Below are 12171 nucleotides of genomic sequence, written 5' to 3' on the forward strand. Positions count from 1 at the left end.
GGACGCGGACAGGAGAACGCCATGGGTCTGCTCGACACGGTGATCGGCGGGGTGCTGGGCCAGGTGCTCGGCGGCGGCCGGGGCGGGCCATCCGGCGGGCCGCAGGGCGGCGGCATGGGCTCGGCCATGTCGCCGATCGTGAAGGCGCTCTTGATGCTGCTGCTGGCCAAGGGCGCGAGCGGCGGCTTCGGCGACATCTTTGGGCGCGGCCATCAGGGTGAGCCGGGGCCGGAGGCCGACCGCAGCGGCGGCGCCGGGCCCTACGGCCGGGATGAGGGCGCCGGCGGCTCCGGCGGCTGGGACCAGGAGGGCGGACGCCGCGACGCGCCGCTGCCGCCCGGCGATTTCAGCGACCTCTCCGGCATGCTGGACGGCCCCGGCCAAGGCGCCGAAGGCCTCGGCCGCGATCCCGGCGCCGGCCCCTACGCCCATCTCGACCGCGAGCCCGGTGACAGGCCCGATCTCGGCGGCCTCGACGGCCTGATCGACGGGTTCCGCCGCGGCGGCCTCGGCGACGTGATCGAATCGTGGATCGGCCACGGCCAGAACCGCCCCGTCCAGCCCAACCAGCTCGCCGAAGCGCTCGGCCCCGACACGGTCGGCACCCTGGAGCGCGCCACGGGGATGAGCCGAGACACGCTGCTCACCCAACTCGCCCAGGTCCTCCCGGAGGTGATCAACGGCCTCACGCCTCAGGGGCGGGTGCCGGGGGAGGGGGAGCGGCGGGGGTGGTGATGCTCGTCAATCGATATAGGAACGTTCAAAGAACGCGAGACTGATTGGTATGTGTGCGCAAAGTTAGCAAAAATTTCGTATGTTCTATTTTTGTTCTGATGTTCACCGTCAAAGGGACATTGACAAGTTTCTTGACTGACGTATCCTGCTGCCACTATGAGGTGTGGCTATGGATCCGGTTGATGAGCTTCGAAAACTTGAGGACGCCATAGAGCAACGCCTCAAACTAAACTCAGACTTTGTCGCATTGCAGGCGGTAAAACGAGCTATTCGCGATATCGTCAATGCGGGTATGGTAGCGGACATGCCTTCGAGTCCGTCAACCGCGAGTAATGTTTCTTTCTCTAACGTTCGGGCACGTCTTCGCCAAGCACAGACGCCATCAGGTGGATCGCCTAGCCAAGCCGATGCTGCGTTTGCGATATTAAAAGAAAAAGGCGAAGTACTATCGATTAGTGAGCTTGTTCCTCTGGCGCGTGCGCGAGGAGCAATCGTTGGCGGGAATAACCCGGAACTGAACTTATCTTCTTCTCTTTCAAGAGATGGAAGATTCATTTCTCTAAGGATTGCCGGGCGCCCTATGTGGGGCTTAAAGGACGTCACCTACGCTGACGTAGACCGTCATTCTGAAGATGATTCTCAAGGTTCAGATCTAGAGGATCACAATGAGTTCCCGGCGGATACCAATTGAATGGTTCCGCCGGGTGATATGAGTTGAAAGCGAGGTGACGAAAATGAAACCGCCATGACTCACTTCCGGGTCGTACTCAGGTCCGAACACCTGTTACGATTCGCAGCCCCGTGGGGGGACCGGGCGGGATGGGAAACCATCCCGTCCACCATGTCTTTGACAAAGATTTTGTCAAAGAACTGAGCGACAGGCCAATCAGCATGTCGAACCAGCGAATATCTAACGAAAGTGCGGTTTTACGGCAAGTCCTCAGACAAAAAAGGAAGGGTCTTAGCTCACACGCCGCATCACCAGCGATGCATTCGTCCCACCGAACCCGAACGAGTTCGACAGCGCCACGTCCACTCGTTTGCGCTTGGCCTCGTGCGGCACGAGGTCGATCTGCGTCTCGACGCTCGGGTTGTCGAGATTGAGGGTCGGCGGGAGCACGCCGTCGCGGATGGTGAGGATCGAGAAGATCGCCTCGACCGCGCCCGCGGCGCCGAGCAGGTGGCCGATGGCCGACTTGGTGGAGGACATCGAGGCCTTGGGGGCCGCCTCGCCCAGCAGGCGCTCGACGGCCTTCAGCTCCAGCTCGTCGCCCATCGGCGTCGAGGTGCCGTGGGCGTTGATGTAGTCGATCTGGGCCGGGTCGATGCCGGCCCGCTTCACCGCGGCGGTCATGCAGCGGAAGGCGCCGTCGCCGTCCGGGGAGGGCGAGGTGATGTGGTAGGCGTCGCCCGAGAGGCCGTAGCCGATGATCTCGGCGTAGATCTTGGCGCCGCGCGCACGCGCGTGCTCGTACTCCTCCAGCACCAGCACGCCCGCGCCCTCGCCCATGACGAAGCCGTCGCGGCCGCTGTCGTAGGGGCGGGACGCCTTGGTGGGCTGGTCGTTGTAGCCGGTGGAGAGCGCCCGGCAGGCGGCGAAGCCCGCGAGCGAGAGGCGGTTGACCGGCGATTCGGCACCGCCCGCCACCATCACGTCGGCGTCGCCGAAGGCGATCAGCCGGGCCGCGTCGCCGATGGCGTGCGCGCCCGTGGAGCAGGCGGTGACGACCGCGTGGTTCGGCCCCTTGAGGCCGTGGGCGATCGAGATCTGGCCCGAGGCCAGGTTGATGATGCGCCCCGGGATGAAGAAGGGGGAGACCCGGCGCGGGCCCTTCTCGTGGAGCGTGATCGAGGCGTCGTAGATGCCGCCGATGCCGCCGATGCCGGAGCCGACGAGCACGCCCGTGGCGCACTGGTCCTCGTGGGAGGTCGGGTGCCAGTCGGCGTCGTCGAGCGCCTGATGGGCGGCGGCGATCGCGTAGACGATGAACGGGTCGACCTTCCGCTGCTCCTTCACCTCCATGTAGGCGTCGGGGTTGAAGGTGCCGTCGCTGCCGTCGCCGAGCGGGATCTGGCAGGCGATCTTGCAGGCGAGATCCTCGGTCTCGAAGGAGGTGACCTTGGCCGCCCCGCTGTCGCCCGCGATCAGACGGCTCCAGACGTGCTCGACACCGCTGCCCAGCGGCGTGACCATGCCCAGACCCGTGACGACCACCCGCCGCATCGCACTATCCCGTTTGCCAGTCTCAGAAACGAATAACGGCGCGCGGGGCATTTGGCCCCGTCCGCGCCGCGTTTTTTGGGTCGAGCCCGGCGCCTCAGGCGGCCGAGTTCTTCTCCAGGAACTTCACCGCGTCGCCGACCGTCTGGATGGTCTCGGCGGCGTCGTCCGGGATCTCGACGTTGAACTCTTCCTCGAAGGCCATGACCAGCTCGACGGTGTCGAGGCTGTCGGCGCCGAGGTCGTCGATGAAGTTGGCACCCTCGACCACCTTCTCGGGCTCGACGCCCAGGTGCTCGACGACGATCTTCTTCACGCGCTCAGCGATATCGCTCATCGTTTCCGGTCCTCGTCTTCTTGATCTGATCGTCGTGTTGCTGGTGAAGGCGTTTCGGGCCGTAACCGACCCTACCGAACCGGTCGAGCGTTGCGCCACCGCCCCAAGCCGGTCGCGCGCCGTCCCGTCGCTCACGGGGTCTGTCTTGGACTGTTAACCCGCGGAGCCGTCAACCCCCCATGCCCGGCGGACGGGGTGTTAACACAGCGTTTCCCCCCTGGCGAGGGGCGGTTCAGCAGGCGTTCATCCCCGCAATATCCACAAGGGGTACAAGGCGTTGCGCGGGTGCATCACACCCACCGCGATCCTCCCTCCCCCCTCTGCGGGGGAGGGGGCGCTTCGCTTACACCATCGCCATGCCGCCGTTGACGTGGAGATTGTGCCCCGTGACGTAGGCCGCCTCGTCGGAGGCGAGGTAGACCACCGCCGCGCCGATCTCCTGGCCGGTGCCGAGCCGGCCCGCGGGCACGCGGCCGAGGATGCCCTCGCGCTGCTTGTCGTTGAGCACGTCGGTCATCGGCGAGGTGATGAAGCCGGGGCTGACGCAGTTCACCGTGACGTTGCGGGAGGCCACCTCGGCGGCGAGCGCCTTGGTGAGGCCGACGAGGCCGGCCTTGGCCGCCGCGTAGTTGGCCTGGCCCGGATTGCCCGTGGTGCCGACCACCGAGCCGATGTTGACGATGCGCCCGGCGCGGCGGCGCATCATGCCCTTCAGGGCCGCGCGCGAGAGGCGGAAGGCGGCCGTCAGGTTCACGCTGACGACCTGATCCCACTCCTCGTCCTTCATCCGCATCGAGAGGTTGTCGCGGGTGATGCCGGCATTGTTCACCAGGATGTCGAGCCCGCCGAGCGCGGCTTCCGCCGCCGGCACCAGCGCCTCGACGGAGGCCTGATCCGCGAGGTTCGCCGGGACGATGTGGGCGCGCTCGCCGAGCTCGCCCGCCAGCGCCTCCAGCGCCTCCGCCCGGGTGCCCGAGAGCGCGACGTGCGCTCCTTGCGCGTGGAGCGCCCGCGCGATGGCGTTACCGAGGCCGCCCGTGGCGCCGGTGACGAGAGCCTTGCGGCCGGTGAGATCGAACATGCTCGGGTTCCCTAGAGGCTGAAGGCGGCGACGTCGTCGGGCGTGCCGATGGCGGAGGCCGTAGCCCCCGCCGCGATGCGCTTGACGAGGCCGGAGAGCACCTTGCCGGAGCCGACCTCGTGGAACTGGGTGACGCCGGATGCCGCCATCGCCGCGACGCTCTCGCGCCAGCGCACCGTGCCGGTGACCTGGGCGACGAGATTGCGGCGGATCGCGTCCGGGTCGGATTCGGGCGCGGCCGTCACGTTGGCGTAGAGCGGCACCTTGGGCGCGTCGAGCGCGACCTCGGCCAAAGCCGTCCGCATGGCCTCGGCGGCGGGCGCCATCAGCCGGCAGTGGAAGGGTGCCGAGACGTTGAGCAGCACCGCCCGCTTGATGCCGCGCGATTGCGCCAGAGCCACCGCGCGCTCCACCGCGGCCCGGTGGCCGGAGAGCACCACCTGCCCGCCGCCGTTGTCGTTGGCGACGTCGCAGGCCTCGTCGCCCGCGGCCTCCGCGGCGATGGCCTGGGCTGTCTCCGGATCGGTGCCGATCAGCGCCGCCATGGCGCCCGCGCCCGGGGCGACCGCGCGCTGCATCGCCTCGCCGCGGATGCGCAGGAGGCGGGCGGCGTCCGCGATCGTCAGGCTGCCGGCGGCCGCGAGCGCCGCGTACTCGCCGAGCGAGTGGCCGGCCACGCAGGCGACGTCCCGGGCGAGGTCGAGGTCGCGCTCGGCCTCGAGCACGCGGAAGCCTGCGAGGCTCGCGGCCATCAGGGCGGGCTGGGCGTTGGCGGTCAGCGTCAGTTCGTCGGCCGGGCCCTCGAACATCAGGACGGAGAGCTTCTGCCCCAAGGCGTCGTCGACCTCATCGAAGACCGCGCGGGCCTGCGGAAAGGCGTCGGCCAGCGCCTTGCCCATGCCGACCGCCTGGCTGCCCTGTCCGGGAAAGATGAGTGCGCGCGCCATGGTTGAGATTGCGGCTCCGCTTGTCGAATCAACGCCTTGGGTGGGGCGGCGCAGTCGCACCGCGCCTGCTCCAAGTCAATCGTGCGGTGCGCAAATCGGCGCGACGCCGGAGCCTCTGTCAGGGCCCGGGCGGGAAAACCCGCGCCCGTCAAGCCCCGGCCAAGCCGTTGCGCTTGTTGGCAGAGCGCATCGGGTGTAAGAGGCCCCCCACAATCCGACATCCCGCACGCATATAAAGGAGCCGCCCCGCATGGCTCGCGTCACCGTTGAAGACTGCATCGAGAAGGTCGAGAACCGCTTCGAGCTGGTTCTGCTGGCGAGCCACCGGGCCCGCCTGATCGCCGCCGGCGCCCCGCTGACCATCGACCGCGACCGCGACAAGAACCCGGTCGTCGCGCTGCGCGAGATCGGCGACGAGACGATCACCGCCGACGACCTGAAGGAGCAGCTGATCCACTCGCTGCAGAAATACGTCGAGGTGGACGAGCCCGAGGCCGAGACGGTGCCGCTGCTCTCCAGCTCGCCGGCGGCTGCCGCGGTGGCGCCCCAGTCCTCGTCCGACGACAGCGCCGTGCAGTTCGACCGCATGAGCGAGGACGACCTGCTGCGCGGCCTCGAGAACCTTGCGCCCCCGGTCGAGACCGAGGAAGACACCGGCGAGTGAGCCCCGCGCCACCGCGATGATGCCAGGGCCCGGCGGCGACGCCGGGCTTTTTCTTTGCCGCGACGCCGGAATCATCCCTGCTGCGACGCGGGGTATCTGGCGCGCCGCGCCGCAATGCACGACATTCGCCGGACGGGCAGGGGACGGGATCGGCCGTCCGGGACGCGGGTCGAGGGCTTTCACCGCATTATGATGCGCCAGTACGAACTCGTGGAGCGGGTGAAGCGCTACAACCCGGCCGCGAACGAAGCCCTGCTCAACCGTGCCTACGTCTACGCGATGCGCGCCCACGGCACGCAGAAGCGCGCCTCCGGGGACCCGTTCTTCGCCCACCCGCTGGAGGTGGCGGCGATCCTCACCGACCTGCGGCTCGACGACGCCACCATCGTGGCGGCGGTCCTCCACGACACCGTGGAGGACACGGCGGCCACGCTCGACGAGATCCGCGAGCTGTTCTCGCCGGAGATCGGGGCGCTCGTCGACGGCCTGACCAAGCTGAAGCGGCTCGACCTCGTCTCGAAGCAGGCGGCGCAGGGCGAGAACTTCCGCAAGCTGCTGCTGGCGGTCGCGGCGGACGTGCGGGTGCTCCTCGTGAAGCTCGCCGACCGGCTGCACAACATGCGCACGCTCGGCCACATGCCGGCCGAGAAGCGCGCCCGCATCGCCCAGGAGACCCTGGACATCTACGCGCCGCTCGCCGGCCGCATGGGCATGCAGGAGCTGCGCGACGAGCTGGAAGACCTCTCGCTGCGCAACCTCAAGCCCGACGTCTACGAGACGATCACCCAGCGGCTGACCGCGCTCTCGCAGAAATCCGAGCGGATGGTCGAGACGATCGAGCAGGACCTGACCGCCAAGCTCGCCGCCCAGGGCATCCAAGCCTCGGTCAGCGGACGGCTGAAGAAGCCGTTCTCGATCTGGTCGAAGATGGAGCGCAAATCCGTCGCCTTCGAGCAGCTCTCGGACATCTTCGGCTTCCGGGTGGTCGTGGACACGCTGCCCGAGTGCTACGCCGCGCTCGGCGTGGTGCACACGGCCTGGCCGATGGTGCCGGGGCGCTACAAGGACTACATCTCCACCCCGAAGCAGAACGATTACCGCTCGATCCACACCACGGTGATCGGTCCGCGCTCACAGCGCGTCGAGCTTCAGATCCGCACCCAGGCGATGGACGAGATCGCCGAGTACGGCATCGCCGCGCACGCGCACTACAAGGAGGCGGGCGGGCGGCAGGAGGGCGGGATGCACCCGCGCCTCGCCACCGAGAGCGGCGCCTACCAGTGGCTGCGCCGCACGATCGAGCTGCTCGCGGAAGGTGACTCGCCCGAGGAGTTCCTGGAGCACACTAAGCTCGAGCTGTTCCAGGACCAGGTCTTCTGCTTCACCCCGAAGGGCCGGCTGATCGCCCTGCCGCGCGGCGCCACGCCGATCGATTTCGCCTACGCGGTGCACACCGACGTCGGCAACACGGCCGTGGGGGCCAAGATCAACGGCCGGATCGTGCCGCTCCTGCACGAGCTGACCAACGGCGACGAGGTCGAGATCGCCCGCTCGGACGGGGCGGCGCCGCCGGCCGCCTGGGAATCGCTCGTCGTCACCGGCAAGGCGCGGGCGGCGATCCGCCGGGCGACGCGCTCGGCGGTACGGCGGCAATATGCGGGGCTCGGCCGACAGATCCTCGACCGGGCCTTCGAGCGGGCCGGCAAGAGTTTCTCCGAGGACAAGCTGCGCGGAGCGCTGCCGCGACTCGCCCGCGCCTCGACCGAGGATGTGTTCGCGGCGGTGGGCCGGGGCGAGATGTTCTCGGGCGACGTCGTGCGGGCGGTCTATCCGGACTACAAGGACGAGCGCCGCGCCGCCGCGTCGAGCGCCCCCCAGCTTCCGGTGAACGGGGCGGGCCGGCTCACCCGCTCGAAGGACCAGACCATCCGGCTGACCCTGCCGGAAGGGGGCGGGGCCGCCGATCCGAACGCCATTCCGATCCGCGGCCTCGACGGCGACCTCCCGGTGAGCTTCGCGCCGAACGGCGGCGCGGTGCCGGGCGACCGCATCGTCGGCATCCTGACGCCGGGGCAGGGGGTGACGATCTACCCGATCCAGTCGGCCGCGCTCGCCGCCTTCGACAACGAGCCCGACCGCTGGATCGACGTGCGCTGGGACATCGAGGGCCCGGCGACCGAGCGCTTCCCGGCCCGGATCGCCCTGCAGTCGATCAACGAACCCGGCACCTTCGCGCAGATCGCCCAGGTCATCGCCGACCACGACGGCAACATCGACAACATCTCGATGAAGCGGCGCACGCAGGATTTCACCGACATCACCATCGACCTCTCGGTCTGGGACCTGCAGCACCTCAACGCGATCGTGGCCGAGCTGCGCGGCAAGCGGGCGGTGAGCCGCGTGGAGCGGGTGAACGGGTAGGACACGCGCAATTCTCCCTCCCCCGCCGAGGGAGAGAGGGCGTCGTGACTAAAGAAATCGCTTCCGAAGCGTTGCCGAACGTATCCGCCGGCCCCGGGGAAACGCGCGGTTACAAATTTGCACCCGTCCTCCGGCTTCGATATCCAAAAAACTCCAGGCATAACAGCGGCATGCTCGCCGTCGAACGCCCGACCATGTCCGCAGCCGCCACGCCCCACATCCTCGTTGTCGAGGACGACCGGGAGATCTCCGCCCTCGTGGCGCGCTACCTGCGCGGCAACGAGTGCCGCGTGACGATCGCCGGGGACGGGCGCGAGATGGACCGGGCGCTGGGCGATGCCCGGGTCGACCTGATCGTGCTCGACATCATGCTGCCGGGCGAGGACGGGCTCACCTTGTGCCGACGCCTGCGCGCCACCTCGGCGATCCCGATCCTGATGCTCACCGCCAAGACCGAGGAGATCGACCGCATCATCGGCCTCGAACTCGGCGCCGACGACTACCTCGCCAAGCCCTTCAACCCGAGAGAGCTCCTCGCCCGGATCCGCGCGATCCTGCGGCGCAGTGCGGCGAGCGCGCCGGACGACGACGGCGTGCGCAAGCTCCACTTCGCCGGCTGGACGCTGGACGTCGCGCTCCGGCAGGTGCTGAGCCCCGAGGGCGCGCGCGTCGCCGTGACGGGCGCGGAGTTCGACCTGCTCCACGCCCTCTGCTTGCGCCCCGGCCGCGTCCTCTCCCGCGACCAGCTCCTCGACCTGACGCAGGGGCGCGCCGCCGGGCCGTTCGAGCGCAGCATCGACGTGCTGATCAGCCGGATCCGCCAGAAGATCGAGCGCGACACGCGCAACCCCGAGATCATCCGCACCATCCGCTCGGGGGGCTACCTGTTCACGCCGGAGGTCACCCGGTCATGACGCACGCAGGGAGAGTCTCGGCGCTCCGCAAGCGGCTGCGCCCGCGCAGCATCGCCGGACAGATCGCCCTGCTGATCGTCGCGGCGATCGCGGTGGCGCATGTCGTGGCGACGCTGGCCTTCGTCATCCTGCGCGAGCCCTGGCGGCCGGACGACCGGCCCGGCGTGATGGTGGGGCGCGCCGCCACCGTGGCGCGCCTGCTCGACGCTTCCGAGCCCGCGAGCCGCGACGCCCTCGTCGCTGCCTCGGCCCGGAGCCTGCCCACCCTGGAGATCGCGCCCTGGGACGGACAGGGCGGCCAGGCTGAGCCCGACCACGCGGTGATCCGTCGGCTCCGCGACGGTTTCGGCCGGGCGCTGACCATCACCGATCTCGGCACCGAGACCCGCCGCGGCGAGCCCATGCTGCGCCTCGGCATCGAGACGCCCGCCGGCGCCCGCTTCCAGGTCGTCGTGCCGGACGATCCGCTCGCTCCGCCGCGCCAGGGCGCCATCATCTTCACCTTCGTGTTCCTTGGCCTGACGCTGGCGCTGCTCTCGGTCTGGGCGACGCGGGCGCTCACCGCGCCGCTCGCGCGCCTCGAGGCCGCGGCGGAGGCCTTCGGCACCCGCGACGACCACGCCGCCCTGCCGCAGGCGGGCCCGCGCGAGGTGCTGGCGATGTCGCGGGCGCTGGACCGGATGCGCGCCCGCGTGCGCCGGCTGATCGACGACCGCACCCAGATGCTCGCCGCGATCAGCCACGACCTGCGCACGCCGATCACCCGCCTGCGCCTGCGCGCCGAGTTCATCGAGGACGAGCACGCCCGCGCCGCGACGCTTCGCGACCTCGACCAGATGAACGGCCTCGTGGAGGCGGCGCTCTCCTTCGTGCGCGACGGGCAGGCGCGCGACACCGGCAGCCACACCCTGGTCGACCTCGCCTCCGTGGTGCAGACGGTCTGCGACGGGTTCGCGGATATCGGCGCCCGCGTGGCGGTGGAGCGCAGCCGCCACGTGCTGGTCCAGGGCCGCACCGACGACCTCCAGCGCGCCCTCACCAACCTCGTCGACAACGCCGTGAAGTACGGGGGCGAGGCCCGCGTCCTGATGGAGGCGACGCCCCGCGGGGTGCGGGTGGAGGTGCGCGACTCCGGCCCCGGCATCGCCGAAGCCGAGCGCGAGGCCATGCTGCAGCCCTTCGTGCGCGGCGATCGAGCCCGCAATCTCAACGACGCGACGGGGTTCGGCCTCGGCCTCTCGATCGTGCAGGCGATCGTGGAGGCGCATGCGGGCCGGCTCGTGCTGGAGAACCGGCCGGAGGGCGGACTCGCGGCGGCGATCGAGCTGCCGCTCGCCGGACGGCAGCCGCCCGAGCCCGTGCCGGCACCGGAGCCCATCAGCCGCGCCGCCTGAGCTTTTCCCGCCGTCCCGCGTTGTCGGGGCGTCGAACACACGGAGGACCGCCGCATGGATGTCGGCTTCATCGGGCTCGGGCGCATGGGCCGCGCGATGGTGGGCAGGCTCGTAGCCGCGGGCCACAATGTCCGGGTCTGGAACCGCTCGCCCGGCGCTGCCGAGGGGCTGGACGGAGCGACCCCGGTGACGAGCGCGGCCGAGGCCTTCCGGGGGGACGCCGCGATCACGATGCTCGCCGACGATGCGGCCCTGCGCGCCGTGATCGTGGAGGGCGGCCTGCTCGATGCGCCGGAGCGGCCCGACCTGCATCTCAGCATGAGCACGATCTCGGTGGCCCTGGCCCGGGACCTCGCCGCGATCCACGAGCGGGCGGGCGTGCCCTACATCGCCGCGCCGGTCTTCGGCCGGCCGGACGCGGCCGAGCGGGGCGCGCTCAACATCGTGGCCGCCGGGCCCGAGGCCGAGATCGCGCGCGCCGCGCCGCTCCTCGACGCGATGGGCGCGAAGACCTGGCGCTTCGGCAGCGAGCCGGCACGGGCGAACGCCGTGAAGCTCGCCGGCAACTTCATGCTGATCTCGGCGATCGAGGCGATGGGCGAGGCCTGCGCCTTCACGGAGGCGCACGGCGTCGCGGGCGCGGACCTGCTGGACCTGCTGACCAACACCCTGTTCGCGGCGCCCGCCTACAAGAACTACGGCGCGATGATCGCCGCGCAGCGCTTCGAGCCGGCGGGCTTCGCGCTCAAGCTCGGCGCCAAGGACGTGCGCCTCGCGCTTCAGGCCGCGGAGGCCGCGGGCGTGCCGATGCCCTTCGCGAGCGCCGTCCGCGACGGCCTGATCGAGGCGATCGCCCAGGGCGACGGCGACAAGGACTGGTCGGCGCTCGCGCGGGTCTCTGCCCGGCGCAGCGGGCGCCTGAAGTCCTAGAGAGCCCCCTCGCGCACCGCGCCCGGATCGGCGAGCGCGTGCAGCAGGCGGGCGGCGCTATGGGCGAAGCGCAGGGTCACTGCCTTGCGCCGCGCACCGCTGAGCGCGTGCTCCGGCGCCGCGCGCACGATGCCGGCCCCGAAGGCGTCGGCGACGATGAGGCCGCATTCCTCGGGGATCAGGGCTTCCGGCACGGTGTCAGGGATCGCGAAGAAGAAGCGGTCGCAGAAATCGCGGTAGTCCGGCCATTTTCGGTCGGCCCGGAAATCGGCCACGCTCGACTTGATCTCCACGATCGTGAGCTTGCCCGCCCCGCACAGCGCGATCACGTCGGCCCGGCGGCCGTTGACCAGCGAGAACTCTGGGAGCGTCACGCAGCCCATCTCCGAGAACAGGCGGCGCACGCCGCGCTGGAGACGGAGCGCGGTCGGCGATTGGCGCCCGTCGGCGGGCAGGACGAGGTCGGAGAGAGGGTCGGGATTGCGGGCGGCGAGGGCGGGCATCGGCACTGTTCCGTTTCGGCACAC

The 12171-nt window shown here is 69.9% G+C and carries 12 protein-coding genes; 7 read left to right on the top strand and 5 right to left on the bottom strand.

Annotated features, from left to right (window positions below; genetic code table 11):
- The first annotated feature begins 21 nt into the window (after positions 1-21).
- Positions 22-735 carry a YidB family protein gene (locus MFF54_RS03155; protein ID WP_238301197.1) on the top strand — a complete coding sequence of 238 codons (714 nt, stop codon included), beginning with the start codon at positions 22-24 and terminating at the stop codon, positions 733-735.
- A 169-nt stretch (positions 736-904) separates the two neighbouring features.
- The gene (locus MFF54_RS03160; RefSeq protein ID WP_238301198.1) at positions 905-1426 is read left to right on the top strand and encodes a winged helix-turn-helix domain-containing protein; all 522 of its coding nucleotides are present in this window, start codon (positions 905-907) and stop codon (positions 1424-1426) included.
- 270 nt (positions 1427-1696) lie between these two features.
- On the opposite strand, the gene fabF is transcribed toward MFF54_RS03160, so the two are convergent.
- From fabF to fabD, 4 genes are all read right to left on the bottom strand, one after another.
- Positions 1697-2959, bottom strand: a complete 1263-nt coding sequence (gene fabF, locus MFF54_RS03165) for a beta-ketoacyl-ACP synthase II (protein WP_238301199.1) — start codon at positions 2957-2959, stop codon at positions 1697-1699.
- A 94-nt stretch (positions 2960-3053) separates the two neighbouring features.
- The gene (locus MFF54_RS03170; RefSeq protein ID WP_066926221.1) at positions 3054-3293 is read right to left on the bottom strand and encodes an acyl carrier protein; all 240 of its coding nucleotides are present in this window, start codon (positions 3291-3293) and stop codon (positions 3054-3056) included.
- Between the two features lie 343 nt (positions 3294-3636).
- On the bottom strand, positions 3637-4374 hold the full coding sequence (fabG, locus tag MFF54_RS03175) for a 3-oxoacyl-[acyl-carrier-protein] reductase (RefSeq protein WP_238301200.1): 738 nt from the start codon (positions 4372-4374) through the stop codon (positions 3637-3639).
- Between the two features lie 11 nt (positions 4375-4385).
- Positions 4386-5321, bottom strand: a complete 936-nt coding sequence (gene fabD / locus MFF54_RS03180; RefSeq protein ID WP_238301201.1) for an ACP S-malonyltransferase — start codon at positions 5319-5321, stop codon at positions 4386-4388.
- Positions 5322-5571: 250 nt separating this feature from the next.
- Here fabD and rpoZ point away from each other — a divergent pair, with 250 nt between their 5' ends.
- The 5 genes from rpoZ to MFF54_RS03205 all read left to right on the top strand — a co-directional run bounded on the left by rpoZ (position 5572) and on the right by MFF54_RS03205 (position 11644).
- Positions 5572-5985: a DNA-directed RNA polymerase subunit omega gene (gene rpoZ, locus MFF54_RS03185; protein ID WP_066926230.1), complete on the top strand. Its 414-nt coding sequence runs from the start codon at positions 5572-5574 to the stop codon at positions 5983-5985.
- Positions 5986-6174: 189 nt separating this feature from the next.
- Positions 6175-8406 (top strand): RelA/SpoT family protein, encoded by a 2232-nt coding sequence (locus MFF54_RS03190; RefSeq protein WP_238301202.1) that lies wholly within the window; start codon positions 6175-6177, stop codon positions 8404-8406.
- Positions 8407-8600: 194 nt separating this feature from the next.
- Positions 8601-9320: a response regulator gene (locus MFF54_RS03195; protein WP_238301203.1), complete on the top strand. Its 720-nt coding sequence runs from the start codon at positions 8601-8603 to the stop codon at positions 9318-9320.
- Positions 9317-10714: an ATP-binding protein gene (locus tag MFF54_RS03200; protein ID WP_238301204.1), complete on the top strand. Its 1398-nt coding sequence runs from the start codon at positions 9317-9319 to the stop codon at positions 10712-10714. The genes MFF54_RS03195 and MFF54_RS03200 overlap by 4 nt, the downstream gene beginning before the upstream one ends.
- A gap of 54 nt (positions 10715-10768) precedes the next feature.
- Positions 10769-11644 (top strand): NAD(P)-dependent oxidoreductase, encoded by an 876-nt coding sequence (locus MFF54_RS03205; protein WP_238301205.1) that lies wholly within the window; start codon positions 10769-10771, stop codon positions 11642-11644.
- Here MFF54_RS03205 and MFF54_RS03210 read toward each other — a convergent pair.
- Entirely contained in the window at positions 11641-12147 is a 507-nt protein-coding gene (locus MFF54_RS03210; protein ID WP_238301206.1) for an MmcB family DNA repair protein, read from the bottom strand. The two genes, MFF54_RS03205 and MFF54_RS03210, sit on opposite strands and share 4 nt — an antisense overlap.
- Positions 12148-12171 lie beyond the last annotated feature (24 nt).

Origin of the sequence: Methylobacterium gregans, from assembly GCF_022179245.1 — a bacterium.
In the GTDB taxonomy this organism is placed as follows: domain Bacteria; phylum Pseudomonadota; class Alphaproteobacteria; order Rhizobiales; family Beijerinckiaceae; genus Methylobacterium; species Methylobacterium gregans.

Coding starts and splice junctions, on each gene's coding strand:
- MFF54_RS03155 (WP_238301197.1), top strand. CDS start 22: ATGGGTCTGCTCGACACGGTGATCGGCGGGGTGCTGGGCCAGGTGCTC.
- MFF54_RS03160 (WP_238301198.1), top strand. CDS start 905: ATGGATCCGGTTGATGAGCTTCGAAAACTTGAGGACGCCATAGAGCAA.
- fabF (WP_238301199.1), bottom strand. CDS start 2,959: ATGCGGCGGGTGGTCGTCACGGGTCTGGGCATGGTCACGCCGCTGGGC.
- MFF54_RS03170 (WP_066926221.1), bottom strand. CDS start 3,293: ATGAGCGATATCGCTGAGCGCGTGAAGAAGATCGTCGTCGAGCACCTG.
- fabG (WP_238301200.1), bottom strand. CDS start 4,374: ATGTTCGATCTCACCGGCCGCAAGGCTCTCGTCACCGGCGCCACGGGC.
- fabD (WP_238301201.1), bottom strand. CDS start 5,321: ATGGCGCGCGCACTCATCTTTCCCGGACAGGGCAGCCAGGCGGTCGGC.
- rpoZ (WP_066926230.1), top strand. CDS start 5,572: ATGGCTCGCGTCACCGTTGAAGACTGCATCGAGAAGGTCGAGAACCGC.
- MFF54_RS03190 (WP_238301202.1), top strand. CDS start 6,175: ATGATGCGCCAGTACGAACTCGTGGAGCGGGTGAAGCGCTACAACCCG.
- MFF54_RS03195 (WP_238301203.1), top strand. CDS start 8,601: ATGTCCGCAGCCGCCACGCCCCACATCCTCGTTGTCGAGGACGACCGG.
- MFF54_RS03200 (WP_238301204.1), top strand. CDS start 9,317: ATGACGCACGCAGGGAGAGTCTCGGCGCTCCGCAAGCGGCTGCGCCCG.
- MFF54_RS03205 (WP_238301205.1), top strand. CDS start 10,769: ATGGATGTCGGCTTCATCGGGCTCGGGCGCATGGGCCGCGCGATGGTG.
- MFF54_RS03210 (WP_238301206.1), bottom strand. CDS start 12,147: ATGCCCGCCCTCGCCGCCCGCAATCCCGACCCTCTCTCCGACCTCGTC.